General features: G+C 51.9%; 22 protein-coding genes. 12 read left to right on the top strand and 10 right to left on the bottom strand.

Annotation, left to right across the window (positions count from 1 at the left end; genetic code table 11):
- Nucleotides 1-19: 19 nt before the first annotated feature.
- From ABWV47_RS05940 to ABWV47_RS05915, 6 genes are read left to right on the top strand one after another with little or no spacing between them, the layout of a single operon-like run.
- On the top strand, nt 20-1,537 hold the full coding sequence (locus ABWV47_RS05940; RefSeq protein ID WP_353309445.1) for a sugar ABC transporter ATP-binding protein: 1,518 nt from the start codon (nt 20-22) through the stop codon (nt 1,535-1,537).
- A complete protein-coding gene (locus tag ABWV47_RS05935; RefSeq protein ID WP_353309443.1) occupies nt 1,537-2,577 on the top strand; it encodes an ABC transporter permease in 1,041 nt (346 codons plus the stop codon). The genes ABWV47_RS05940 and ABWV47_RS05935 overlap by 1 nt, the downstream gene beginning before the upstream one ends.
- Nucleotides 2,574-3,530: an ABC transporter permease gene (locus ABWV47_RS05930; RefSeq protein WP_353309441.1), complete on the top strand. Its 957-nt coding sequence runs from the start codon at nt 2,574-2,576 to the stop codon at nt 3,528-3,530. Before ABWV47_RS05935 ends, ABWV47_RS05930 begins: the two co-directional genes overlap by 4 nt.
- 45 nt (nt 3,531-3,575) lie before the next feature.
- The gene (locus tag ABWV47_RS05925) at nt 3,576-5,369 is read left to right on the top strand and encodes an IlvD/Edd family dehydratase (RefSeq protein WP_353309439.1); all 1,794 of its coding nucleotides are present in this window, start codon (nt 3,576-3,578) and stop codon (nt 5,367-5,369) included.
- Nucleotides 5,370-5,409: 40 nt separating this feature from the next.
- Nucleotides 5,410-6,552 carry a fumarylacetoacetate hydrolase family protein gene (locus tag ABWV47_RS05920; protein WP_353309436.1) on the top strand — a complete coding sequence of 381 codons (1,143 nt, stop codon included), beginning with the start codon at nt 5,410-5,412 and terminating at the stop codon, nt 6,550-6,552.
- 18 nt (nt 6,553-6,570) lie between these two features.
- On the top strand, nt 6,571-8,085 hold the full coding sequence (locus tag ABWV47_RS05915) for an aldehyde dehydrogenase (NADP(+)) (protein WP_353309434.1): 1,515 nt from the start codon (nt 6,571-6,573) through the stop codon (nt 8,083-8,085).
- Between the two features lie 594 nt (nt 8,086-8,679).
- Here the strand turns inward: ABWV47_RS05915 and ABWV47_RS05910 are convergent.
- From ABWV47_RS05910 to ABWV47_RS05890, 5 genes are all read right to left on the bottom strand, one after another.
- Nucleotides 8,680-9,738, bottom strand: coding sequence for a hypothetical protein (locus tag ABWV47_RS05910; protein WP_353309432.1), 1,059 nt, complete (start codon nt 9,736-9,738; stop codon nt 8,680-8,682).
- 30 nt (nt 9,739-9,768) lie between these two features.
- Nucleotides 9,769-11,778: a glycosyltransferase gene (locus ABWV47_RS05905; protein WP_353309429.1), complete on the bottom strand. Its 2,010-nt coding sequence runs from the start codon at nt 11,776-11,778 to the stop codon at nt 9,769-9,771.
- A 3-nt stretch (nt 11,779-11,781) separates the two neighbouring features.
- Nucleotides 11,782-12,888, bottom strand: a complete 1,107-nt coding sequence (locus tag ABWV47_RS05900) for a hypothetical protein (RefSeq protein WP_353309427.1) — start codon at nt 12,886-12,888, stop codon at nt 11,782-11,784.
- Between the two features lie 464 nt (nt 12,889-13,352).
- Nucleotides 13,353-13,514 carry a hypothetical protein gene (locus tag ABWV47_RS05895; RefSeq protein ID WP_353309610.1) on the bottom strand — a complete coding sequence of 54 codons (162 nt, stop codon included), beginning with the start codon at nt 13,512-13,514 and terminating at the stop codon, nt 13,353-13,355.
- Nucleotides 13,515-13,729: 215 nt separating this feature from the next.
- On the bottom strand, nt 13,730-16,447 hold the full coding sequence (locus ABWV47_RS05890; protein ID WP_353309424.1) for an ATP-binding protein: 2,718 nt from the start codon (nt 16,445-16,447) through the stop codon (nt 13,730-13,732).
- A gap of 888 nt (nt 16,448-17,335) precedes the next feature.
- On the opposite strand from ABWV47_RS05890, the gene ABWV47_RS05885 reads away from it, so the two are divergent.
- On the top strand, nt 17,336-19,303 hold the full coding sequence (locus tag ABWV47_RS05885; RefSeq protein WP_353309422.1) for a TonB-dependent receptor plug domain-containing protein: 1,968 nt from the start codon (nt 17,336-17,338) through the stop codon (nt 19,301-19,303).
- A 63-nt stretch (nt 19,304-19,366) separates the two neighbouring features.
- On the opposite strand, the gene ABWV47_RS05880 is transcribed toward ABWV47_RS05885, so the two are convergent.
- On the bottom strand, nt 19,367-19,858 hold the full coding sequence (locus ABWV47_RS05880) for a MarR family winged helix-turn-helix transcriptional regulator (RefSeq protein WP_353309419.1): 492 nt from the start codon (nt 19,856-19,858) through the stop codon (nt 19,367-19,369).
- A gap of 453 nt (nt 19,859-20,311) precedes the next feature.
- On the opposite strand from ABWV47_RS05880, the gene ABWV47_RS05875 reads away from it, so the two are divergent.
- From ABWV47_RS05875 to ABWV47_RS05860, 4 genes are read left to right on the top strand one after another with little or no spacing between them, the layout of a single operon-like run.
- Nucleotides 20,312-21,196 (top strand): siderophore ABC transporter substrate-binding protein, encoded by an 885-nt coding sequence (locus ABWV47_RS05875; RefSeq protein WP_353309416.1) that lies wholly within the window; start codon nt 20,312-20,314, stop codon nt 21,194-21,196.
- 6 nt (nt 21,197-21,202) lie between these two features.
- Nucleotides 21,203-22,165, top strand: coding sequence for an ABC transporter permease (locus ABWV47_RS05870; protein WP_353309413.1), 963 nt, complete (start codon nt 21,203-21,205; stop codon nt 22,163-22,165).
- Complete coding sequence (locus tag ABWV47_RS05865; RefSeq protein WP_353309411.1) at nt 22,155-23,099, top strand: iron chelate uptake ABC transporter family permease subunit; 945 nt, start codon at nt 22,155-22,157, stop codon at nt 23,097-23,099. Before ABWV47_RS05870 ends, ABWV47_RS05865 begins: the two co-directional genes overlap by 11 nt.
- Nucleotides 23,096-23,848: an iron ABC transporter ATP-binding protein gene (locus ABWV47_RS05860; RefSeq protein ID WP_353309605.1), complete on the top strand. Its 753-nt coding sequence runs from the start codon at nt 23,096-23,098 to the stop codon at nt 23,846-23,848. The genes ABWV47_RS05865 and ABWV47_RS05860 overlap by 4 nt, the downstream gene beginning before the upstream one ends.
- Nucleotides 23,849-23,850: 2 nt before the next feature.
- On the opposite strand, the gene tolA is transcribed toward ABWV47_RS05860, so the two are convergent.
- From tolA to ABWV47_RS05840, 4 genes are read right to left on the bottom strand one after another with little or no spacing between them, the layout of a single operon-like run.
- Nucleotides 23,851-24,876 (bottom strand): cell envelope integrity protein TolA, encoded by a 1,026-nt coding sequence (gene tolA, locus ABWV47_RS05855; RefSeq protein ID WP_353309408.1) that lies wholly within the window; start codon nt 24,874-24,876, stop codon nt 23,851-23,853.
- Entirely contained in the window at nt 24,873-25,256 is a 384-nt protein-coding gene (locus tag ABWV47_RS05850) for an ExbD/TolR family protein (protein ID WP_353309405.1), read from the bottom strand. Before ABWV47_RS05850 ends, tolA begins: the two co-directional genes overlap by 4 nt.
- A gap of 3 nt (nt 25,257-25,259) precedes the next feature.
- A complete protein-coding gene (locus ABWV47_RS05845) occupies nt 25,260-25,637 on the bottom strand; it encodes an ExbD/TolR family protein (protein ID WP_353309402.1) in 378 nt (125 codons plus the stop codon).
- A gap of 3 nt (nt 25,638-25,640) precedes the next feature.
- Complete coding sequence (locus ABWV47_RS05840) at nt 25,641-26,204, bottom strand: MotA/TolQ/ExbB proton channel family protein (RefSeq protein ID WP_353309400.1); 564 nt, start codon at nt 26,202-26,204, stop codon at nt 25,641-25,643.
- A gap of 109 nt (nt 26,205-26,313) precedes the next feature.
- On the opposite strand from ABWV47_RS05840, the gene ABWV47_RS05835 reads away from it, so the two are divergent.
- Complete coding sequence (locus ABWV47_RS05835; RefSeq protein WP_353309397.1) at nt 26,314-26,574, top strand: hypothetical protein; 261 nt, start codon at nt 26,314-26,316, stop codon at nt 26,572-26,574.
- Nucleotides 26,575-26,893: the final 319 nt, after the last annotated feature.

The raw sequence follows: 26,893 nt of genomic DNA, 5'->3' as shown, positions 1-26,893 counted from the left end.
TTTTGAAAGAATTTACCTAATGCACGAAACCTCTGAAATAGTTCGCCTCGACAATGTATCTCGCTATTTCGGTGGGATAACTGCCTTAAAAGATGTGGATTTTTCCTGCCGTGCAGGGTCGGTGCACGGTATTTTGGGCGAAAACGGCGCAGGCAAGTCGACACTCATAAAGATATTATCCGGCGTGCTGCCGCCAAGCGAGGGCCAGGTGTTGGTGGATGGCGAACCGGTACAGTATCGGTCTCCGTCCGAGGCCACAGAAGACGGCATTGTGTGCATTTTTCAAGAGCTTTCGCTGATACCTGACCTGTCTGTGGCCGAGAATATTTTCATTGATAATCCTCCGCGCAGGTTTGGACTCATCGACGGGTCAGCGCAGCGGCGCATGGCCGAAGAAGTGCTCGCGCGGATCAAATGCGAAGACGTAGATCCTGATGCCCGTGTCCGCGACCTTAGCTTGTCACGTCGCCAAATGGTCGAGATCGCAAAGGCGATTAGCAAAGACCCACGGGTCTTGATTTTGGATGAGGCAACTTCGGCGTTGACCAGTCGGGACGTGGAAACTGTTTATGAACTGCTGGACCAACTCACCGCCAACAACGTTTCAAGCTTGTTTATCAGCCACCGCATGCAAGAGGTCGAGGCGCTTTGCGATCGGCTTTCGGTGTTTCGAAATGGCAGTCATATCAGGAGTTTTGACAAAGGGGATCTGTCGGAAAACGAGATCGTTCACCTGATGATTGGCAGGGACATAGACGCTCAGTATCCAGCAAAACCGGCACGGGAAAGGGCTACGGACCCTGCACTTTCTGTGTCAAAATTGCATTGGGAAAACAGCCTGACCGGCGTCGACTTATCCATTGGAAAGGGTGAGATTGTCGGGCTCGGTGGCTTGGATGGACAGGGGCAAAAAGAGCTTCTTCTCGCATTGTTTGGCGTTCTGAAAGGGGTCACAGGGGCCGTTGATCTAAAAGGCACGCCGTTTTCTCCAAAATCACCATCTGCATGCAAAAACGCTGCAATGGCATTGGTTCCGGAGGATCGAAAAACCGAAGGCTTGATGTTGAGTCTTTCAATCGCGGACAACCTTTTGTTGCCCAACTATTCCGGCGTGTCTCGCGGTGCATTGATAGATGCAAACCTTGCAGCGCGCGAGATCGACGACGCAATTGCAAAGCTGCAAATCAAAACCTCAAGTCCGGCCGTGGCTGTGGAAACTTTGTCGGGGGGCAATCAACAAAAGGTTGTAATTGCCAAATGGCTGGCGCTGAATCCAGACGTGATTTTACTCAATGATCCGACGCGAGGCATTGATGTCGGTACCAAGCAAGAGATTTACAGCCTGATCCGTGACCTCGCAAATGCGGGAAAAGCGATCCTTTTGTATTCAACAGATTATGCGGAATTGATCGGATGCTGCGACCGGGTCTCGATCATGTACGACGGGCTTGTGGTTAGTGAGCTGCAAGGCGCGCAGCTTACCGAGCAAGCCATTGTCGCAGCATCCCTCAACATTCAATCGGAAGAAGTGGCATGATGATCCGTTTCAAATCATGGGTCGGGCGGAACCGCGGTTTCACAGGGGCTTTGCTGCTCTTTACGGTGCTGTTTATTGGCTACCACATTCTCCATCCCCGTGGATTTTCGACCAGCGTGTTCATCCAAAACGCCAATGAAAGCGTGGTTATCGGGTTTCTCGCAATGGCACAGACCGTTCCAGTATTGATGGGAGGTCTGGACTTATCCGTAGGCGCGGTTATGACGCTCACGAATACAATTGCATCGCATGTTGTGACAGGGTCACCGCTACAAATGGTTGGCGGGATGATTGTCACCTTGTCTGCAGGGACGGCCTTTGGGCTGATGAATGGTTTGATTGTTGTCTTTGGGCGCATTCAGCCCATCATCGCGACATTGGCCACAGGAGCCATAGCAAGCGGACTGGCGTTGTTGGTTCGCCCCTCTCCGGGGGGAGATATCAGCAGTGATCTGAACTGGGCTCTTACCAACGCGGTTTTTGATTTTGCCGAAACCTATGGTTTTGCCGACAACGGGAACGCTGCGTGGTTACAGCCAATTGCGAATGTGCCCGTGCCTTTGGTCATTCTGTTTGTGTTGGGAGTATGCGTTTGGGTGCCGTTTAAACGGACAGTTACCGGCCGCACGGTCTACGCAGTAGGGTCAGCCGAGAGCGCTGCGTATATGTCAGGGCTTCCTGTGGCCCGTGCAAAAATTGCGGCCTTCACATTGGCAGGCTTTTTTGCATCCTGCGCGGGTTTGTATTTGGCCATCCAGACCTCTTCAGGAAACGCCGACATCAATCAGGCAGGTGCCTATACGCTCAACTCCATTGCAGCGGTCGTCTTGGGGGGCACGTCGCTACTGGGTGGGGTTGGCGGTGCGATTGGATCTTTGGTTGGGGCCGGGATATTGCGCGTTATCTCATTTTACTTCCGCATTTTGTCCATCGATCCGCTTTTGCAATCTCTGATCGAAGGTCTTGTGCTTTTGGCGGCTGTAAGCATTGGGGCCATCCGCACATTTCGAGTCAAAAACAAGTTGGAGTTGTTTCGATGAGTACGTTCATTTCGGTGACACCGGAAAACCGACCAATCGCTATCGCTGCGGCCTTTACCGTCGTCATTGTTTTGATTGGCACAGGGTATACATTGGCGACGCAGGGGACAGCCCCGATGCTCACCATGTCCTACTTGCTACAACAGCTGCAAATCGGCTCCTTCCTTGGGCTTTGTGCTGCGGGCATGATGATGGTGATCTTGTTGGGTCACATAGATTTGTCCCTGCCTTGGACGCTGACTGCCGCCGCGATGATGGCGACAACGGTCGGGGGCGCTTGGGCCATACCCGCCGGTCTCAGTGTCGGGTTGGTGGTCGGGGTGGTCAACGGGTTGGGGGTGTCGTACCTCCGCATCCCTTCGATGATTTTCACCCTCGGCGTGGACTCGGTTCTGCGTGGTTTAATGATCGCTCATACTGGCGGTTTTGCTCCGCAAACTGAAGCAACGCCTTTGATGCGGTTTTTGGCCGCCGACAAAATTGCGGGTTTACCTGCAGCCGTATTCGTTTGGGGAGCTGTGTCGGTCGTGATCACCATCATTTTGACACGCACGGGCTTTGGAAAATCAATCTACGCGACGGGCGCAAAGGAGAGCGCGGCCTTCTTGTCGGGCATCCGAACACATTGGGTCATCATAGGTGCATTTGTTGCGTCCTCACTTTGCGCTTCGATGGCTGGCATTTTACTCGCGGGATATTCTGCCAAAGCATATCAGGGTATGGGGGCACCATTTTTGCTGCCTGCCATCGCCGCCGTTGTTTTGGGTGGAACACATATTCTAGGCGGGCGCGGGCGTTTTCTAGGAACACTTATCGGCGTCGTATTGATCGTGTTCCTCAACTCAGTCCTGTCGATCATGCAGATGCCCGAAGCCTTCCGCCAAATCATCTACGGAGTCGTGATTGTCAGCATGCTTTTGGTGTACGGGCGCGAAAACAAGGCACGCCACTAATTCCCGAAAATTCTATGGCCACCTACCTTACAAGGGATTGATCTTATGACGGAAAACCGCCCAGAAAAGCCAGGCGAGGCCAGGCTGAGGTCGCGGGAGTGGTTTGATAACCGTGAAAACCCGGGCATGACGGCGTTGCATTTGGAACGCTATCAAAACAGCGATTTTACGCGCGAAGAGCTACAATCTGGTCGCCCGATTATTGGGATTGCCCAGACGGGTTCAGAATTGACCCCGTGTAACAAGATCCACGTATTCTTGATGGACCGGATCAAAGCCGGCATTCGGGACGCCGGTGGCATTCCCATGGAGTTTCCCGTCCACCCCATTCACGAAAACGGCAAACGCCCTACGGCGGCGTTGGATCGTAACCTAGCCTACCTGGGGTTGGTCGAGGTTTTGCATGGCTACCCTTTGGATGGCGTTGTTTTAACAACTGGATGCGATAAGACCACGCCAGCAATGTTGATGGGGGCCGCCACAGTCGATTTGCCTGCAATCGTTCTCTCTGGCGGCCCGATGCTAGATGGATGGTGGAAAGGTGAACTGGCGGGGTCTGGCACGATAATTTGGGAGAGCCGTCGCCAGCTTGCCGAGGGTATCATTGACTACGATGAATTCATTCGCCGCGCTTGCGCGTCTGCTCCGTCATTGGGGCATTGCAATACAATGGGCACTGCAAGCACCATGAATGCACTGGCCGAGGTTTTGGGGATGAGCTTGCCCGGCTGCGCCGCAATCCCGGCTCCGTTTCGCGAGCGAATGCAAATGGCTTTCGAGACAGGCAAGCGGATTGTCTCAATGGTACATGAGGATCTGACCCCTTCTAAGGTGATGACACGTAAAGCGTTTGAGAACGCAATCAAAGTTGCCACAGCTATAGGCGGTTCGACAAATGCGCCGCCGCACATCCAAGCAATCGCGCGCCACATTGGTGTCGAACTCGATGTTACGGACTGGCAGAAGTATGGCTTTGACTTGCCACTTTTGGTGAATATGCAGCCCGCGGGAAAACACCTCGGAGAACGATTTTATCGTGCTGGCGGTGTTCCTGCCGTGATGGGCGAAATGCAGGTGTCAGACCTGCTGCACATTGATGTTATGACTGTGTCGGGTCAAACGCTTGGGGCGACGCTGGAAGGTGTGCGCAGCCTCGATCACGATGTCATTGCTCCCGTTAGCAAACCTTTGCGCGAACAGGCGGGCTTCATGGTCCTGAGCGGCAACCTGTTCTCTTCCGCACTCATGAAAACCAGTGTGATTTCACAAGACTTTCGCCGACGTTTCCTAAACAAACCTGGACAAAAAAACGTGTTTGATGCGAGGGCCGTGGTTTTTGATGGACCGGAGCACTATCATGCGTCGGTCAATGATCCTGACCTCAAGATAGATGAAAACACCATTTTGTTCATGCGCGGGGCAGGGTGCATCGGGTATCCCGGATCAGCAGAGGTTGTGAACATGCAACCACCTGATGCGCTCCTTAAGGATGGTGTGAAACATTTGCCAACTGTCGGTGACGGACGACAGTCGGGCACGTCCGAAAGCCCGTCAGTGCTCAATGCGTCACCCGAGGCTGCGGTTGGCGGCGGTCTGGCCTTTCTGCGAACCGGAGACATGGTTCGGATGGATCTGGAAAGCCGAACGCTTAACGCGCTTGTAGATCCGGAGGAATGGCAGCAGCGCAAAGCGCGCTGGGCGCCGCCTGATTTGTTCAATCAGACACCGTGGCAAGAAATATACCGCGCCAATGTCGGGCAACTCTCCGACGGTGGATGTCTGGAGCTGGCAACAACTTATCAAAAGGTACGGCGCCATTTGCCAAGGGACAGTCATTGATGTGTACTTTGAGCCAAAGACAGAAAGGTAACGCAGCGATATGACCGATTTTCCAAAAGATGGTGTTCTTCTTGGGCGTGTGTGGAATGCAGACGTGCAGGGCCCCTCAGTTGTCACAATTCGTGGCGATGATGTCGTTGATATCACGTCGAATACCGCCCCTTTGGTCCGCGACATCTGCGAAATGGATGATCCTGTCAGTCATGTAACGTTGGCGCACGGTACCATCATTGGCTCGACGCAAGACCTCACGAACGCGACGGTTGGTGATTTGACACAAACGCACCTGCTTGCGCCCTGTGATCTACAGTCCATCAAAGCCTGCGGCGTGACGTTCGCCAGCTCCATGGTCGAGCGGGTGATTGAAGAACAAGCTGCAGGCGACCCGCAAAAAGCGAATGCCGTTCGTCAAAAAATTGGTGCGTTGATCGGTAAAAACCTGAAAAGCATCAAGGCTGGCTCGAAAGATGCGGAGCGGGTTAAAGCGGCTCTGATCAAAGAAGGGCTTTGGTCTCAATACCTCGAAGTCGGGATCGGGCCCGATGCCGAGGTGTTTTCGAAGTCCCAAACGCTGTCATCTGTCGGGTATGGTGCAGAGGTTGGGCTACATCCGATTTCAAGATGGAACAATCCAGAGCCCGAAATTGTGCTAGCGGTGTCTTCTAGGGGAAAGATCGTTGGGGCTACGTTAGGCAATGATGTTAATTTACGTGATATAGAAGGGCGCTCGGCATTGCTCCTCTCTAAGGCAAAGGACAATAATGCGTCCTGTTCTATCGGGCCCATGATACGACTGTTTGATACTGGCTTTACACTTGATGATGTGCGCGCAGCTGAACTCAATATGACGGTTACAGGGGCAGAGGATGGTTATGTCCTACATGGCAACTCTTCCATGAAGGAGATCAGCCGCGATCCTCTGAATCTCGTGCAACAAACCTTGGGTCGTCATCACCAGTATCCTGACGGGCTGATGCTGTTTTTAGGGACACTCTTTGCCCCGACTCAAGACCGCGACACCCCAAACGAAGGGTTCACACATAAGATTGGCGATGTGGTGTCCATCTCTTCAAAGCACCTCGGCGCGCTGCGCAATACTGTTCAACTGTCGACGCATTGTCGCGAATGGACCTTTGGCATCAGAGAGTTGATGCACAATCTTGCCCGTCGGGACTTGCTCTAAAATTAGATCGGAAACACCATGCTAAAATCGGGACATCTTATTGCCGGTCAATGGATTAAATCTTCTGCGCAATTTGCCAACCAACCTACCAGCGGTGAACCGGATGTTTTTGCTGTGGCAGACTCTGTTCTGGTTGATCAAGCCGTGCAGGCAGCTGAGCACGCGTTTTGGACATTCGGATACAGTTCTCCGTCTGATCGGGCCGCATTTTTGCGCCAAATCGCGATCGAAATTGATGCGCGTGGCGATCATATTACCGAGATCGGATGTCGTGAGACTGGCCTTCCTGAGGGGCGGCTTGTGGGGGAAAGAGGCAGGACCACGGCGCAGCTCAAGCTCTTTGCCGATCACATCGAGGCAGGCGACTGTTTAGACCGCAGGCTCGACGTCGCATTGCCCGACCGCATCCCGTTACCACGGCCGGAATTGCGGATGATTCAGCGTCCAATCGGACCAGTTGCAGTTTTTGGAGCGTCGAATTTTCCGCTGGCTTTCTCGACCGCTGGGGGCGACACAGCCGCCGCTCTCGCAGCGGGTTGTCCGGTGGTCGTCAAAGGTCATCCAGCCCATCCGGGAACGTCAGATATCGTGGCGCAAGCGATTGATGCAGCCATCAAGTTCTGTGGTGTTGATGCGGGCGTTTTCGGCCTGCTGCAAGGGTACGGGTTCGATGCCGGTGAGGCCCTTGTCAAGCATCCGTTGATAAGAGCTGTGGGGTTCACGGGATCTTTGCGTGGGGGGCGTGCGTTGTTTGACATTTGTGCGGCCCGTCCGGAACCCATTCCCTTTTTCGGCGAACTTGGCTCGATCAATCCAATGCTTGTCCTGCCGGACGCCTTGTCTCAGCGTGCGGCGGAGATCGCCAAGGGGTGGGCCGCATCGCTGACCATGGGCGCTGGGCAGTTTTGCACAAATCCTGGAGTGGTGGTTCTGATCGACGGACCAGAAGTGCAGACGTTTGTCTCGACCGCAAAAACCGAGCTTGAGGACACCCCACCGCAAATCATGCTGACAAACGCAATTGCTTCGGCCTATCAAAAGGGAGGTGACGCAATCGCTGCAGCTCCTCACGTCAATCGGGTTTTGTTTGGAGCTTGCACGCAAAGAGAGGCTGCAGCTCAGCTTTTTACGACCACGGCTCAGAACTGGTTGCTGAATGACGATTTGAAAGAAGAGGTGTTTGGGCCGCTAGGTGTCGTTGTGCTTGCCAAGACCAAAGACGAGGTGATCGCCGTTGCAAAGGAGCTCACAGGGCAATTGACGTGCACGCTACACCTTGACGACGGCGACACGGCTCTGGCACGCAAATTGCTACCGATACTGGAGCGAAAAGCGGGCCGTATTTTGGTCAATGGCTTCCCGACTGGGGTCGAAGTCAGTGATGCAATGGTTCACGGCGGACCGTACCCCGCATCAACAAATTTTGGGGCCACTTCGGTCGGAACACTTTCCATTCGACGGTTTTTGCGACCAGTTTGCTATCAGAACATCCCACAAAACCTTCTCGAAGTGGAAGAGTGTGATAGATCGTGAGGCCCATTCCGACCGATGGCGGGGGAACCATTTGGTTGCCGGCAGTAAAACAGAAAACACGTTTTGTTGACGCCGCCGCAAACATCCGTTTCATTTTAGGGCAGCCAAATTGCAGGCTAGATACGGCTTCTGGCATGAATACTATTGCTCAAGAAGCGTGTCATACGTCTGACCTCTGATATGCGTCCCTTTATGCATGGATTGGTATGGGCGGTAGCACCATCGATTTGCCGGTAGAGCAACTCGCAGACGCAGCCATCGCGTTCCTGTTTCAGCCTCGAAAGAGCGGAGCCAAAGAAGGTTTGCGTTTTTCGGTGTCCCTGATTTGGCGCTGGTTTTTGAGGTGCATTGGTTGCAGGCACTCCGGATTTCGGCCAGTCCGAAAAGGACGGCGAAAGTTGTCGTACAGCTCTATGCAATAGCACCTCAGTGATAATCAACGCGCTTCATGTACCTTGCACAATGGTTTGGGATATTTCAGCGTCGTTGTCGGCGGCAGGTATGCCGCCTCCAACGATGTCGCTGCAGCAAATATCCATATCTTTAATCATGTAGTGAAATAGTGGGTTCGAGTACATTGCACGGCTTTTCATTTCATTTTTCGAATGCCTTTACCCATGCGTCCATGCAGCGGGTCAAATGTTGTAGGTAGCCGTCCAGAAGGGCGCTGCCTTTGGTTGCGGAGAGATAATCAGTGAAGTGCGCAACCAGTTCGAGGTAGCTTGCGTTCTGAGGTTGATCCAGCTCGGCAAATCCATCGACCAATCCGATAAATTCGTCATTTACCAAGTGGCAGATGTGTTCCTGCCAAATGTTTCTAATGCTGTTTCCTTCCTTTAAGTGGGTGATCATTGGCCCGCCCACGGTGTAATCATGCCCTTGCAGGTCCATGAGCATTTTTGTGATGAAGCCGCCCCAAATATCGCCGTATCGGTCAATTTTCCAACCCGGCATGACGTCGACAGCCATAGGAAGCTGATAGACCGCAGGAATGAGTTCGCGGCGGAAAATCATATTCATCGAGCAGGCAGAAACAAGCGATCCATTTGGAACGACCACCGAAGCTTCCTGAAGCTGGGCGTCAGGGTGGCGATATTCAGGCCCTTCAAGTTTGTCGATTGCATTTACGTCAAAGACGTTTTGCCAAAGGCCGAGATTAAACATCGGTTTCGATTGTCTTGGCTTTACGAAATCACAGGGTTTGTACCCAAGCCTTTCGCTATAAGGGAAACCTCTTGGGTAGGCGTCGGGTTCGATTCCTGAGTAGAGATCTAGAACATTCCAGTGACGTTTGTCGGTCTGAACCACCGGACGCACAGCGTCCGACAAGGAGGCCTCTGCGGCGCTTGCCCAGTCGTGACTATCGACAAGGCAATCATCATCAAGGGCCACAATAATTTCGCCGGGCTCGGACTGGCGCCATGCAATAAGAAAACCATAATTCCGGCAGGCACCATTTCCCCTCGGAATTGCATGAACGAGTTCACCTAGATCGCGGTCTTGGTGGCCGTGATTGTAAACGCTGAACTGTGGATGATCGATTTCGATGCTGCCAGGGCTGTCATCAACGACAATAAAACGACATCCAGCTTCAATAAGAGGCTCGAGGTAATCTAGCCGTACTTCTCTGGCGCTTGGGATAACACAAATCATTTCTTTCCTCTTGTAACGTCTTAGATAAAATCAACTTTCGCCAGAGGACTGCTCCTCGGCATCATTCAATATCCGGCGAAAAAGTGCTAGAGTGTCCCGTGCTTCGCGGTGCATAGAGTATCCAAGAGCAGTCTGAAGACCATCTTGAATCAACGAGTTGCGCAGTTGGGTGTTATTGAGTAGTTCGAGTATCGCGTTGGCAGTTTTCTCTGGTTCTCGCGCTGGAACAAGAATGCAATTTTCGCCTGATCGCGCATATTCGCCCACGCCTCCCACATCTGTAAGGACATTTGCGGTTCCGCAAGCCATTGCTTCAAGCGCAGGTCTCCCGAAGGCCTGAAAATCCGAAGCGTCCAGATGCACTGTCGCGCTTGAATATAGGCGAGCCAATCTTTCCTGATCGGTCAACAACCCTTCGCATCGGAATGGGAAAGGCAGCGCCATAGAACTGATATCTTCACCAAACAGAATAAACTCTGCTTCTGGATATTCTTTGTGGACGATTTCAAATGCTTTTGTCAGCGTTGCAAACCCACGCCGCGGCGTGCGGGGCCGCCCCATCGCGATGACCGTCGGCGGGTCCGACTTTTCAACGGTCCTCGGGTAAAAAAAATCCAGATCCACGCCCAGCGGGATCTTATGTGTCTGGTGTCCATCCTGTTCAAGCAGCGCCGACAACCAATCGGACTTTACGATTTTATGCGGGATCAGATCATAGGTATCTCGAACAATTTGTCGGTTGGCGGTGTCGTCTTCATCAAAGAACCAGGCCTCATAGTCCTGTAAGAAATATGCTGATGTCCGCGCCCTTCCCATTTGAACAAGATCATGGACCGTTTGTGCGGTGCTCCAATGCGTTGCGATGAGAACGTCAGTCTCTGGAAGTTCTTGCCGAAGATGAGCGTCGTCTTTGTAGATGATGGGTTGTTGAAGGTTGCGCCATTGATAAACTTCATGTTTGTCACCCAGCGCAACGATAGAGGCATCCACACCGAGCAGCCGCAATTCACTTACAAGCTGCATGACCCCTAAGACACCACCAGCAACTCGCAAAGTTGGAAGAAAATAGGTGACGCGAAGCGCGTCAGTATCGACGATCGGCTCAAAACCTGTCCACAATCCCTTAAGTTGTTCAGCGGCAAAGTCTGCGCTCTTGGCTTGAGCGGGTTGGCTTGCGCCGATCAATTTCTTTTGCTCAGTTTTGGCCTGGGATGTTTTTGACGGCAGCCCCTTGGAAGCTAGGTTATCTGCGTGTTCCCGCATCCTGAAATATTGCGACATCCAACCAGCCGCAGAATTGGCTGTGGCCAAGTTGGTCGCATGACGCGAAGTTGAGCAGCTTTCTAGGCGCGGAATGTCGGGTGACCCCGTCCATTTTTCAAGGAAAACCTGTCGATTTTTTCGCCAAAGTTCGAGCTGGTTATCGAGATTGCGGCTGGACGCTTTGTCTACGTGATCAACAAGAACACGGGTGTCCAGAACAAGTTGCAGATCGTTGACCCACACCTTGAACGCAAGATCAACGTCTTCTCCTGATGCGATCGCGTATTCTTCACCCCAACCGCCGATCCCGCGTGCAACCTCAGTCAACATAACAAGAAAAGCGCCGGAAGGGGGGGCAGAGAAGGGTGCAATATGCTCGCATTCGTGCCCCGGTAGACTTCGTACGGTTCGTGCGTTGGTAGCGGCGGTGAGTGCGGGAAAAACTATTCCAACGTCCGGTGAAGAAGCTGTTTGAACCAGCAACTTATCCCAGTTCTCGGGCACAACTGTGTCGTTATTACAAAACGAGATGAACTTTCCGTTTGCCGCTGCCATTCCTTGGTTCATGCCGACAGCGAAACCTTCGTTTCGCACATTACTGATGAAAATATCTGCAACATCTTTTCCGTAGTCAACGCTTTCGCTGTCAGAGCCGTTATCAACGATGATAAGCTCGTAGGGCAAAGTTGTGTGTTGGCGGATGCTGTCAACAAAGCGACGGGTCAGCGGCAAGTTATTCCAAGTCAAAACGACGACGGACAATTGAACATTAGCCATGGGTCAACCTCCAAACCGGAAAACAGAAGCGACTCTTGACTTAATCCGAAGTGCAGCACGGCTCATAGCGCGCCGGAGCATTTCACGGCCTCCGAGTTCGTCGTCGAAACTTATTTTCGACAGGCTTATCGTTGTCAAAACCTCCAGGTTTTCCAGATCTTCTTCCGCGGCAAAAGAAACCACTGGGAAGCCGCGCAACATGATGCGCTTGTTGTTCAGAACAATCTGGTAGCTTCCTTTAGACCCTCGGATCACTGTGACAGAGCTGGTTTTTTTATAGGCTTCCAGATCTTCTGGGGAGATGGAGCTAACCGCGCCAAGTTGGCGCGCTAAGATCTTGACAACTAGTGTAGAATTGATGTGTTTTCGCTTGCCGGAGTCCAAAAGAAACACTCGCCCATCAGGGCGGCGGACCAATCTGGCCGCCTCAACACCAGCCTCGCTCGCATTTGCGGTAGCACTGGAAAGATCCTTGGCCAAAACGATGCCAAAATCTTTGGGTGAAAATCCAATGTCCTCTTCGGTATCCTCGACCAGCGAGGCTTGATAGGCCAAAGCTATGGCTTCGGTGGCGCGCTGATCAGCATTGGTTAATTCTCTAGACAGACTTTCGATCATTGCAGCCAGCGGGCCGAGTTCTTTCCATTGTTCATTTGGCACTGCCAGTCCAATGACCGTAGGAACGGGCACCCACAGCTGCGAATACGCATAACCATCAACAAGCCGACCAAAGGCGAGCCTTACACCATCCCTTGTTGCCATTCCCCGTCGAAACTGTGCCGGCAGGCTTTCGTCTGCCAACCAGTCTGGCGGACCATCTGGCACTCCGGCATCAACAACGAGAATTGGTAAGCGTCTTCTCTCGCTCTCCATTTTGGCAAAAACGGGCGCCAGTGCAGCCTCTATAGCGCGAAGACTGTGCCAGGTGACATTGCCGTAAAAACAAACTGCGTCGTATTGCTGCTCGGGATTGTCTAAACTCTCAGCAACCGTCTCCGTCGTGCAGTCAATAACCTCGCCTAAAAATGTCCCCTTTAGGGTGGAGGTGATGGCTACCGGATGATCGACTGCGCAAGCAAGCACGCTACGCACCGCAAAGTATTCAAACATTGCATTTATGATTGGCGTGTTACTCCTGTGTGCATCCGAGGGGCAGCGATCTTCATTGCTTCCATTTGTCGGAAGGGATCTAAATATCAAAGTCTTGGACCACACTCAGGAACACCAAAAATTGCGTTCGCAGATGCGGTTAAAGTGTGCCGTGGCCCTTAAGGTGCTGACTGTTCAAAATTCCGACAGTATTGCATTGGGTTTGGCGAAGTCGGTTTCGTAGTAATTCGATGTAATATCAATTAGTTTTCAGAGTTTTCGAGGCCAAGATCTCTTAGTTTTCTTCACCTGCAGTAAAACTGTAGACTGATCGAAGAGACCCGTCAAACTATCCCACGACAAGACGTGCATTGGTTTCGCACCCTTTTGGGCTGCATCGCGAGACAAAGCGATCATTGAAACTCTCCAGAGCTCAATGACCGCTGACAAAAGAGATTGAGCATGCAACTTGTCACACCATGTGATCAATTACTCTGCGCCAGAAACGCTTGGAAAACGTTTGGGTCGGTTATGCCCTTGGTGTCCGTCATCAGACTTTGAAGAACCGCATCCTGCTGGAGAACTACTTCCTGCCCGGCGATATCGAAGCCCAGATCGAAGCCTTTTTCGATCACTACAACCGCCACGCTACAGGGTGTCAGCGGACACGCCCTTCCAAGTGTTGAGATTTGTGCGATCTTAGGATCGTGGACAATTTTGCAGCCTGTATTGCAGTCAATTTCAAAGAACCGAGACTGCACACCGGAATCGTGAGTAAGATGCAGTCAGATTGTCATCGTACCCGTTCGTGAAACACGCACAATGGAACTCTAAACAAAGAACTCTTCGCAGACCGGCACTGTTAGGACGGACGCACTACTATTTGTGACACTGTACGTCGTAGATCTGCGAGCGAGACTGGTTTTGGCATGTGGGTATTCATGCCATGAGCCAAGCAGGCTTCCTTGTCGCTTTCCAATGAATGCGCTGTCAAACCAACGATATGACAGGGAGCCCAGTCGTATTTTTGTTCAAGCAAACGGATTTCTTGCGTTGCTTCCAAACCGTTCATGATTGGCATGCTGACATCCATGAAAATAAGACGTGGTCTGTATCTTTCGAAAGCAGCAACCGCCTTTTCTCCGTCCTTGGCTTGAATGTGTTTGTGACCCATGCGCTTTATGATCATTTCCAGCAACTTGAGGTTCGTTGCATTGTCATCCACAATCAGAATGTCTGCGGTGTCCTGGTGGCCTGTTTCGGTCCAACTCTGTCCCTCAGATTCGATCGAGTTTCGAGTTGGCACACGCTTATTGGACGGGGCTTTCCTAATTTCTGCATCCTCGTCTACTGCGTCGGAGCTATCAGAAATGAAGCAATTCAAAAGTCGGAGCGTCCCTACCGGTTTAGATAGGGTCGCATCCCAGTTTTTGTCCCAGGCTTCATTATGCTGCATCTTTGAAATTTTACTGAGCTGTATAAGCTTCGAAGATTTTGAACGTGGATGTTTGCGAAGCCTGTCGACGATCTCGTCTAATGGGATATCGGACACGTTATCGTTGACAAGAACAACGTCAAACGTGGTGGCCGAATGCGACGGACTATCCAGTAACTTAATGGCACCGGCTCCCGTCTGTGCTGAAACAACATTGCATTGCCAGGACCGCAGTCTTTCTTCATTGGTTTCGACGCTTCTCTCGCTTGAATCGATAATAAGAACGTGTTTTCCGGTATCGCACTGGGGCAGTTGAAGTGTCCGAAGCGCGTCGTGGCCCTTTGCTCTCTCCAACGGAACTTTGAAAGAAAACGTTGATCCCTTGCCAACTTGCGACTCCACCCAGATGTCACCCTGCATGAGTGCTACAAGCCCTTTGCTTATGGAAAGTCCGAGGCCCGTGCCCACATGAGGGCGGGTGAGCGAGCTATCCACTTGAGTGAACTTTTCGAAGATTTCATTGAGGTCTAATGCGGGGATTCCACAGCCTGTGTCTTGAACATCGACCTGAATGACAAACCCACCGTCGCTGTCTTTTACTTTGTGAAGGTCAATGAAGATATTGCCGTTCTGTGTGAACTTCACGGCATTCCCAACAAGATTGGTTACAACCTGTTTTAACCTAGGTAAATCGCCAACAGCCAGTTTGGGTAGATCGGTTCCAACACGAGTGAGTATTTCAACGTCGGATTGTGACGCCTGTGCCGCCAGAAGTATGGCCGGATCGTCGACTAGATCGCAAAGCAAAAACGGCTCGGATCTTAGATTGAGGTGCCCGCTGTCAATTTTTGAATAGTCGAGGATGTCATTGATAATAGACAAAAGGCTCCGGCCTGAGGACTGAATGATCTCCAACAGACCTTTTTGATGACTGTCTAAATCGCTTTCAGCCAAGAGGTCAGACATCCCAAGAACACCATTCATCGGTGTGCGAATTTCATGGCTCATCGTTGCAACAAACTCTGACTTGGCTTTGTCAGCGCTTTGGGCCTGTTCTAAAGCACGCCGAAGTTCGTCGTTTGTTGCTTGTACCTTTCGTTCCGCTTGGACGATGACGGTAGCATCGGCAAAAATCCCTCGATACCCAATGAAGAGATCGGAGTTATATTGCGGTCGACCTTTCACTAAAATCCAACGCGTTTGGTTGAGATCTGGATCGAAAAGCGCAATCCGTATGTCGTGAAATTCTTTTTGGTCGTAGAGTGCTTGATTAAGCCGCATAACATCCTGATTGGAAACAGTATCCGACCTGTCTGAGAGAAGTTTGGCCAAGGGAGCGCTTCGCTCATTTTTGGCACCGAGAAGGTTCAAAATTGGCTCGGGACATCTGACGATTTTCCCCGTTGCATCCGTCTGCCACAACCATTGCGTTGCTTGCTCTTCGTAGTCCTTGAGGAGAAGTTCAATAACTTCGCTCTTTTCACTGAGGTCTTCGTGATTTCTAAATGCTTCGATTGTGGATTTGCCACGTTCCACCACCACATTCAAAAGACTTACCCCAGCCGCAACACACAGAAATGAAACTAAATAGTCGGCGGTAGAGCCGGTCTGCATCCCGGTGAAAAAAGCAACAAGGCTGTTTGAGATTGTCTGGACCGCGAGGTAAGTGAATGCGGCTGAGGGAGCCAGAGAAAACCCAACTGTCCCGAGCGCAAGCGACCCCGCCATAATGGTGGCCACGATCGCCTTTTGATCCCCTTCAACGACAGGAAAGAAAAGCGCCATACCAAGGGCCCAAAAGGATGAATTGACAAAAGTTTGAGCCACAAAGCGGCGCATGTCGCGCGCGTTTCCATCTGTTTTGTATTCGCGACCCCACACCCAAAAAAGAGACCAGGAAAAAATCAGGATCGACATGGTCCAAGCGATGACCACCCCATTGAGACCACTGTTCCATACTTGAAGTGACAGCGCTGGCGCGAAAAAAGTATTACAAAGCAACATGATGCGCATTTGCTCAATGGTGCCGCGTATCTGTTGACGTCTCAGCCGCTTCGCAGCATCTTCAGAAAACTGTTGCGGCCGTAAATCAGCACCAGGGATTTTTGCCAATATGCTAAGAAAAGGCGTTCTGGGTTCAGTCACAGGCCTCTGTCCCTGTTTCAGTTCGAATTTATCTAAAATACAGCAGGCCAGTTAACAAATACAAAACCAAAATGTTCTGTCTCAGGGCTGCCACGCTTGTGTCGACAAACTTCGGTAGAACGAAGGAAGTCCCAATGTCAAACTCGCTGATCCAGACAGGTCCGGAAATCAAGTGAGGACAGGCTACAATAGACGTTCAAGTAAGCTTCTTACTGTTGGGGAGATCTCTTGAAAGGTGGGTTTTGCTAAGATCGCCTAGGTCCTACGGACGAAATCCAACGTTTTCGGTAGGTGCTCTGAAAGCAGATTGCACCTGCCTGAAAGCGAATTGGCTGCTGCGCAACACGACGGCTTTGGGCCGAGATAGGCCTTAAGCCGAGTTTGAGCTGAAAATACGTCAATTGGCAGGAGGAGTGCTTTGTAAAGTCCAGTGACCGCTCACTGTCTCGAACGGACATGCAACGATCTGCACGACACTCACAGGTGGTCGGATCTGTCTCGAGTGCCAAATTTCATAAGGCAATTTTGAGTTTTCTGCTCAGTTTGTTCTTCTCGGCTATAGATGTTTTCGTCCTTTAAGAAAGGTTTCAAGAAACCAACTTTCTGATTTTGCTGACTTCTTGGTCGAGCCCCAACCTATTTTCTTTCGTTGGCAGTGGGCGTTTTAACCCAATTGGACAGGGCTTTGCCGCAGACGTATCCACAGGTTTTGTAGTAAAATTACGACATATGGGGGTAACTATGTAAAATTGTCGGGTAATTTGCGGGCGGTTCAAGATATGCACTTGCATGTCAAGGGGCGCGTGGCTACCACGCGGTGATCTCAGCCAGAATTTCTCCAATAGAGACAGCCAGAGCTACTACGCCAACAAGGAGAAGGTTACGCTCATGTCTGTTTTACGATTTGGTTGTCGAGCCCAACTTATGGGCTCTTGTTTCGCCGCTGTGCTTCCGGCGACGGTTTCCGTCGCTCAAGATTTGGAAGACGGCTACTATTCACTCGATACCATTACAATTGAGGCACAGGACGAACAGGAAGGTGCAGCAGACCGCGCGACCGCCGTTTATGTGTCGGGTGCGGAGTTGGAGCGCGCTAGGTCCGGCAGCGTGAAAGACTTGTTCGCAGGTCTGGCAAATGTGTCCGTTGGTGGCGCGATCCCTATGGCGCAGAAGATTTTTGTGAATGGTGTCGATATGTTGAACCTGACGGTTCAGATGGATGGCATTTTGCAAAATAACCGCGCCTTCCACCATGTCTCCGCCAACGTGTTCGATCCCGGGATGTTGAAGTTTGTGCGTGCCGACCCCGGTATCGCGGCAGCTGATACCGGTCCAAATGCGGTTGCGGGGGCGGTGATTATGGAAACCGTTGATGCAGCGGACATCCTCACAGAAGGCCGGTCAATTGGTGGGGACGCTCGCCTTAGCTTTGACAGCAATGGAAGTACTATCGGCGCTTCTGCGACTGTTGCTGCGACCTCTGGCAATTTTGAAGTGTTGGGGTACTTGCGAACATCGCAAGGTGACGACTACAAAGACGGAAATGGTGACATTGTTGAGGGAACCGCGGCGAATTTTGAGTCTGGTTTGCTAAAATTCGCCTTTGATGATCACGATCAGCACCGTGTAGAGTTCTCCGCGCAGCGCATAAATGACTCTGACATGCGCCCTTATCGCGCCAATATTGGGGATGTACCAGGGCGCACGCCAGCTCCAACGCGGCTCTATGATACGCAGCGCAACAATTATTCATTGCGGTATGAGGACACTCGCAATCAAGGAAACTGGGACCCGGAAGTTGTGATTGGTTTCTCCGAAAGCCTGGTAAACGTTCCAGATCCGTTCGCAAGCGAGGGCGACAGCTCGACACTTTCTGGCAAGGTTCAAAACACATTCCATCTGTCGCCTACCAACACCATTGTCGCCGGTGTGGATTTCTATGATCGCCAATCGACGTATCGCGGCACCGGTTCTACGACTTTGACAGAGAAAGCCGACAACATTGGCGTTTTTGCGCAAGCGCGATTTGAACTTGGAGCAAATTGGGAAATTTCCACTGGTTTCCGCTATGATTGGCAAGGTTTTGAAGGTCTTGATGCCGCAAGCAATTCCGCATCCAGTAAATCTGTGAACGGCGCAAGCGGCAACCTTTCGGTGCGCTATCACATTAACGAAGCGTTGTCGGTTCGTGCAGGTGCGTCGAATGTATTTGGGGGTATTCAGTTGGAGGACAACTACCTATTTGAGTTGCCAGCTTGGGATTATTCCAACTTAGAAGCCTCGCGGGCCAACAATTATACGTTGGGCTTCGATTGGGGCAACGTGCGCACCAAAGTCGGCGGTGAGGTTTTCCTTACGCAGATCGACAATGTACGCAGCGGTGGCGATAATTTCGACTTTGAAAGCAAGGGTTGGAATCTCGGGCTGACGCATGGTTGGACCAATGGATCTCTGCGGATTAGTTTGGCACATAGCGAGGTGGAAAGAGACGGCATAGGCTATGGTTCGTGGTATCTGCAAGACTACGGTGCACCATTGGGAACCGTTGCGGCCCTTCAGGTGCAACAATACTTGCCGCAACAAAATCTTTTGATTGGCGGCGGTATTGATATGGCGCTTGATTACGACAAAGCGCTTGTGGATTCTGATGTGACGTTGCCGGGATACACGGTATTTAACATCTTTGCGGAATACACGCCCAAAACCATGGAGAACCTGACCCTACGCGCTTCAATCAACAACCTGTTTGACACGCAATATGCCGACCGGGCCACATATGGGCAGGACTATTCGACGGTTGTACCTTTGGCCGAGTCTGGGAGAAGCGTCATGATAGAAGCTATCGCGCGTTTCTAAAGAAGACATCAGGAATATCATTGGCTCCATCTTCGCTTGGAGGTGGGGCCTCATTCGCGCGAATTAACGTAAAAGGCGCAACAGAAACCGAGCGAGGTCATAGGCTTCGTCGGTGTGCAGCAATGGCCCCATCTCTGATTTCAAAGTGTCCAGATACAGGGGCCAAACTTCTTTCATCCGTGCGGCACCAACATCCGTCAGAAAGAGAACCTGTTTGCGCCTGCCGTCAGTAATGTAGTTTCTGCGAATGAGGCCGGCTGTTTCCATTCGGCTCACGTGCCGCGATAGGCCGTATTGTGGCAAAAGCAATTTGGCTTCGAGGTTGCCCATCAGCTTCCCACCTTCGCCGCCTTGATCAATCTCATACAAGATTTCATACCAAACTGGATCGCCGAGCCCTGCTTCCTTGAGAACCTGCGAGAATTTCAGAAAGAACTTGCGCTGGCTCTTCAGGACATAAAACCAGACACGACTGTAAGCGATGTTGGGATCATCGTCGTCAAAAAATGCTGCGTTGGGCGTTTGAGTCGTAATCTTAGCTCTGTTGTTGGTCATGTCAGCTCTCTGGCAATAATCGCTGGGGCATTGCTGTTAGAGATTTCTAATTTGCCCAATAAAGGTTTTTGAACTCTTCGCGGAATGCATCGCGTTCCAAATGCACGTCGATGACGTTTTTGATATGCACTAAGGTTCCGGCTTTTTCGGCCCCGTTCGTCATTTTATGCCTAAGGATGTTTGTACACATCCCAATGGTACGCATTGGGACGTCGTATTTAAGACTTGCTTCGTAACTGATGCCTTCAACTTTGTGGGCAGAATTCGTGCTCAATCGCACAAGAAATCTGGCCGTATGGTCCTTGATAAAAATGCCAAAAGGCGTCCGCACCTCAAGGGTTCCCGACTAAAAGACTGCATTACTCTGGACTCGCCGATTTTCTGCGGATAATCAAGCATCAAATAGCGTACAGCCAGTTTTCCAGCCAAACGCCGCAAAACAGGAGAAGGTTATTGTTTAAGCGGATTTTTTGCGCGCTGGCGCTAAGTGCGTCTACGCTTCAGGCTGCAGAAATTGACACCTATGTAGGCAAAGAAAATGTCTCAGAAGTCCCGACGAAGGTCGCGGTCTTGGATATTGCAGCGTTGGACACTCTCGCGGCGCTCGGGGTGCAGCTGGCAGGTGTTCCGGAAAACGTCTACGTCGATTACCTAAGTGATGTGACGGCAGGCGTTCCCACTATCGGGAATATCTTTGAACCCGATTTTGAAGCGGTGAACGCTTTGGCTCCGGACTTGATCGTCGTGGGTGGACGCTCATCAACGCACATGAGGGCGATGTCTGACATGGCGCAGACAATTGACATGACAATTTGGGAAGACACTGTCGGTCAGGGTCTAGACCGTCTTGAGGCCTATGGAGCGATCTTTGGCAAGGAGAGCGAAGCAGAGGCGCTAGCAGAGGCATTTACCCAAAAATTAGCACTCGCAAAGACCGCGCTGGACGGAAAAGGCACCGCGTTGGTCGTATTGACCAACGGACCAAAGATCTCCGCCTATGGTGCCGGTGGACGTTTTGGCTGGCTACATGAAAAGCTTGGTTTGGAAGAAGCTGTTAAAGACGTGGAGCAGACTACCCACGGTGAAGCGATCTCATTTGAGTTCATCAAAGAGGCGAACCCGGACATCTTGATTGTTGTAGATCGGTTGGCCGCAATCGGCCGTCCGGGCGAAAGTGCAGCGACCACATTGGACAACCCACTGGTCGCAGAAACAACCGCGTGGAAAAATGGCAATGTTGTCTACCTGAATGCGGCAGACATCTATATTTCTGGCGGAGGCATTCAGTCCATGAACCGCACGTTGGATGTCATTCTTAGCGTATTTGCGGCGGGTTAAGACCGAATGCAAAGGCATTCCACAGCACTTTTCTTGGCGGTTGGAATCTTGGTTCTGGCCGCCATTTCCGTGTTTGTGGGAGTGATTTCACTGCGACCAGAGACAGTTTTTCATGATCGTGACGCGCTTGGTCTTGTGCTCGATAGTCGCCTACCGCGCACTTTCGCCACTTTGATTGCCGGCGCCGCTTTGGCGGTCTGTGGCATGATCATGCAAATGCTGGTGCGTAATCGGTTTGTGGAACCAATGACCGCAGGCACCGGGCAGGGGGCCGCCTTGGGGATTCTTGTCGTGACGCTGTTTCTCCCGGGAGCTTCGATTTTTGTTAAAATGAGTTTGGCAACCGCGACTGCATTGGTTTCGAGCTTGGGGTTTCTGTTGATCGTTCGAAGATTGCCACCGTCGCAACCACTGTTGGTGCCTCTGGTCGCTATTTTATACGGCGGTATCATTGGGGCTGGCGTGACTTTTGTTGCCTACCAAGCGGATATGCTTCAATTCATCGATACTTGGCTCAACGGTGACTTTAGTGGTGTCATGCGCGGGAGGTACGAACTGCTGTGGATCGCTGCCGTTGTCGCCGCTCTCACGTATTTGATTGCGGACCAATTTGCGATCGTAGGTTTGGGACGCGAGGCTAGTGTCAATCTGGGGCTCAACTACGATCAAGTGATGATCCTCGGCCTACTGGCCGTTTCAGTTGTCTCTGCGCTAACTGTCATTACAGTTGGAGCCATCCCCTTTGTTGGATTGATTGTGCCGAATATCATTAGCCGTCGGTGTGGCGACAATTTGCGGGCCACCCTGCCATTAACTGCGCTTTGCGGCGCGATGCTTGTGCTGTCGTCCGATATCGTTGGGCGTATTGTGAGGTATCCGTTTGAAATTCCGGTGGGCACAATTTTAGGTGTTTTGGGTGCGGGTGTGTTTCTTTGGCTGCTATATTCAGGACCAAAACATGCGCGCTAGATCCACGCTGATTTGCGCAATGCTCCTTGCTCTCAGCTGTGTCTTGTTTATGACTTTGGGAGCCAAGGGGAATTGGGACTTCGTGTTGTGGTTTCGAGGGCGAAAACTTGCAGCCCTGCTGATTGTTGGTGCGGCAGTATCCACGGCGACGGTGTTGTTTCAAACCATCTCACGCAATCACATTCTAACTCCGTCGATCATGGGTTTTGATGCCCTTTACACTTTGATTGTTGCCTTGGTGGTGTTTTCCATTGGTGCTGCTGGGTTCAACCACTTACCGTCGGAGTTTGTGTTCTTTGCGCATATTTCTTTGCTCATCGGCGCAGCGCTTATCTTGTTTGGCACCTTGATAGGGCAACATCGAACAGACCTTATGAGAATGGTGCTCACCGGGATCATCTTTGGAGTGCTGTTCCGTTCGTTGAGCTCCTTTATCTATCGCATGATAGACCCAAGTGAATTCGCCACGATCCAGGTTAATTCCTATGCGCGGTTCAACTATATTGACCTCAATCTCTTGTGGATCTCTGCAGGGCTGACATTTGTCACTCTGTCATTGAGTTGGCAGATGCGTAGGCAATTAGATGTGCTTGGTTTGGGCTTTGAAATGGCCACAAATCTCGGTGAGCCCGTGGCACGACGGCAGAAACAGGCCCTGATCCTGGTGGCAATATTGGTGGCGGTGAGCACGGCTTTGGTCGGGCCAGTAGCGTTCCTCGGACTTCTGGTCGTGTCCATTGCAAGGTTGATTTCGCCCAATGAAACCCATGCGGTCCTGATACCTCTTTCGGCGCTGATCGCGGGGATTGTGCTGGTTGCAGGGCAAACCATTCTGGAGCGTGTGTTGGGTTTGTCAACACCGCTTGCTGTGGTCATCGATTTTGTTGGTGGCTTTGTATTTCTCACGCTTTTGTTGCGAAAGGGATGGATTTGATTTCAATTGAAAATCTGAGTTATGAAGTAGCCGGGGCCCGTATCTTAAGCGACATCTCGGTGACTTTGCCTAAAGGCGGCGTTACTGCGTTGATTGGACCCAATGGTGCCGGAAAATCATCCCTGTTTTCTCATGTCGCCCGGCTTTTGCCACTCCAAACCGGGCGGATTTCGGTTGATGATTTAGCGGTAAAACCGTCCAATCGCCGAGCTCTATCGCGAAAGCTGGCGATCTTGCCGCAGCAAGTGCACTTTGCCACCCGTTTGACCGTGCGCGAGTTGATCCAATTTGGCCGCTATCCGCACTGTCAGGGGAGTCTTAAGGCGGACGACTATGCAATGGTGGATGTGGCGCTGGCTGCCTTTGAACTGACGCCGCTTGCAGATCGGTTTCTGGACACGCTGTCCGGTGGTCAGAGACACAAGGCGCACGTGGCAATGATCTATGCACAAGACACCGATTATCTGCTGTTGGATGAGCCGCTTAACAATCTGGATATTGCTGCTTCCCGCACCCTTATGGCGTTGCTTCGGCGCTTGGCGGACGATGAAGGCAAGACGGTAGTGATTGTGCTACATGACATAAATTTTGCGGCTCAATATGCCGATCATTTGGTTGTGCTCAAATCTGGCCGTATCGAACGAGAAGGAAAACCGTCAGATTTAGTGACCGAGGCGTTGCTGAGCGAGGTATATAGCACCGATGCTCAGGTTGCGATGGTTGGCGACACGCCATTTGTAGTGCCCTAGTCCTATTTCACACGGATTGGCAGGGAGAATCCGTAGCTGCTGTTGGTTAGCTGCTTCGGAGCCTTTGCAAACCGACCAATCCGCCGCACCGAAGTGAGCACCGTTTGATCCAGCTCGTGGGATCCGCTGGACTTGGCGATGCTAACATTGAGGAGCCGCCCGTTGGGCGCGACTTTTAGCCGTAACACCACCTGAGCATTGGCGGCATCCGTTTTGCTTACGCGCACTCCTCTCTGTAGGCGTGATTGAATCTTACCAGCCCAAACAGACATTAAACTGGCCTCTTGGCCTTTGCCCAAGCCCGTTGACTTTTTGAGACTTCCGGCCTGTGTGCTAGTGCCCGCGCCTTTGGCCTTTTGCGGGGCAGCGCCCGCAGAAGCGATAGAGGTTTTGTCAGCAACCTTCTTTTTGGGGGCAGAATTGCTCGCCACGTTGATTTTAGGTTTAGTCTCCGGATCTGCCTTAGGTTTCTCGATCGACTCATTTGCCGTGTCATGTGGTGGTTCCGGGGGCTCAATGGAATGGTCTAAGACTGGTTGGGTAAGATTGAGCGCTGGCGGAATGGCATGAGGAGAGGACACCTTGTCGGGCCTTGCGACCTTGGGGGGAGCAACCTCTCTTGGCGCGCTGAGCTCTGGCTCTGAGAGGGTTTTTACCTTCGGCTGGGGAGGCAGCGGCGCCCGAGCCAGATCAAGATCGGGCAGCGTAGGGGGATTTGTGGAGGTAAGGGCCGCGATTTTGACACTTGCATTTGGCGCTTCATCCAGCGTCAAAGATGGCAGAGGCGCGTCATTGACTTCGGCATTCAATGGAGCCATATCCGCCATCATCTGAGCTTGATGGCTTGGGGCGGCCGTCCAGTCTGCGAGCACGGCTTCAATGCTGGCGGGGGCGCCGGTAATTGACACAAATGCGTTGCCGCCTGCGCCGTCGGCATCTCCGCCATCATCTTTGCCCAGCGTAGCCATAAAGACGTGTAGGCTCAGGGCCAGCCCGACAAACACAAGAGTTTCCAAGATGCGTTTCATGGTGACTGAACCACCACTTCGACGCTCGACATTCCAATTGCAGTCAGCTTTTTCATAACTTGAGCGAGGCGGTCGCCATCAAGCGTTGCGTCGATGCGCAGCTGGACCGTGCGACTTTCTGACGTGTGCTTGGTCAGCGCAGAGTAAACAGCCTCGCCAGTCGTGTCTTCAAATTGGAGTGCGTCGTTCTTTCCAACAAAGAGGACAAAATCCGTTTTGGTATCCGTGGCTTCCGATGCTGTGGGCAGAGAGACGTCGAAAGGGTCCGGCGGTGCAATTTGCGCGGTCATCAAAAAAAAGATCAGCAACAAAAAAACCACGTTTATCATCGGAACGATGCTTTCGGCACGAGGTTTTCTATCGTTGGAAGCGAAGTCCATGGCTTACTCTACCAGCACAATTGAGGTGAAGCCGGCGGTGCGCAAGCGTTCTGAAACAGCTATGATACGTTGAACTGTGGCACCCTCAGAACTTCGTAAAACAATTGTTTCGTTGGGGGTTTCCACTAGGTCGTTAAGAGCTGGAACCAGAGCTTCTGGGCTGCGGCCAATGCCGTTTAGACGTAGGTGTTCGGGTAAGACGTCAACCAGCTTGGGCGCTCCAGAAAAGTCACCGCCTGGAGAAGCCAATGGCATTGGAAGCACTTGGTTGATGCCAAAGCGGGAGGCGAGCATGAAGAACACAAGCAACAAAAAAACTACGTCGATCATAGGTGTGAGGCTGGGTCTGCGTCGAAATTTACGCCGGTCGGTGAATTGCATCAATCATTCCGCCGCCAAAGGAGCTTCCATATCGACCGCGGCGGGCTGGCGAGTCACAAATATACGCATTGCTGAGTCTTCGACGTCCCGACGCATATTGTCGATAACGGCTTCAAACCATGTCAATGCAGCAGCAGCAGGGATCGCAACCGCCATGCCTGCTGCGGTGGTAAGTAAGGCCTCCCAGATGCCGCCAGCTAGCAACGAGGGGTCAGCGCGGCTACCGCTTTCTTGCAGGGTCTGAAAGGCGGCGATCATGCCCATTACTGTGCCCAAAAGGCCGAGCAAAGGGGCGATTGTGGCAATCAATTCAAGCGCACGCAGGCCGATGGAGGCGTCGCCCAACTCACGTTTTGCGACGCGCGATGTTTCTTCACGTGCAGCGTCCTCGGGCAGAGTTTCGCGCGCAGTGATTGCCGCAAAGACCACTTTCGAACGCAGACCGCGGCGGTCTTTGACCACTTCCGTTGCGCTGGCTGGGTTGTTGTCTTCATATAGAGATACGGCTTTGTGCGCTTTGGCTCTTGACCAAGCTCCAATGAGCGCAAGACGCCAAACTTTCCACATAATGAGCGCGAGGGTTGCGACAGATAACAACGCAATTGCCCAAATTGAAGGCCCACCATCTGTGAGAAGTTTGTTTGATTTTGAGAAAGCTTCTCCAAATCGATGTTGTATGGGTGTTTTGTCTACCGACGGCTCAATTTCGGGAGACACCGCAGCTTTTGAAGTCAGTGTATCCATTGATGCAGTGTCCAAACCATCGGAAATGTCCGTCGCTGCTGGCGTTATTGCATCTAAGCCCAAAGGCTCTTCAGATAAAGGTGCCGGTATGGCCCCTTCCATTGGTGGATTTGATTTACGTGTAGCGGACGGTGAGGCTTGGCCAAGCGGTACTGTGGGATCAGCGACTGATGGGGTGCGGGTGGTGTCCTGATCGGAGAGGGCAGCGTTTTGTGCAAAGCTTGGAGCGGTCATCACAACCAAAATCGCCGCGCAATGCAGCGCGGATTTGATTTTTAGCCTCCTGACAGAACGTGACATTTTGGCTTCCCTTCGCAACGGCAGTGAAGGTGCTCATCGCGTCAGGCAAGACATTAAGACCCTACGCGGACTTATGAACACAGGTGATCACAGACTTCGTGGCGGGAAATTTGGCTGGAAGTAGTGACGTTGGCTTAATAATGCCGACTGTTTCTGTCAAGAAGTGATCGTTGAGGCCTATAGCAAACTTCGCGGAGCCAAGCACGTACCCC

Origin of the sequence: Shimia sp. NS0008-38b, from assembly GCF_040370365.1 — a bacterium.
Classification (GTDB): domain Bacteria; phylum Pseudomonadota; class Alphaproteobacteria; order Rhodobacterales; family Rhodobacteraceae; genus Shimia.
This window is presented reverse-complemented; position numbering and strand designations above follow the sequence as displayed.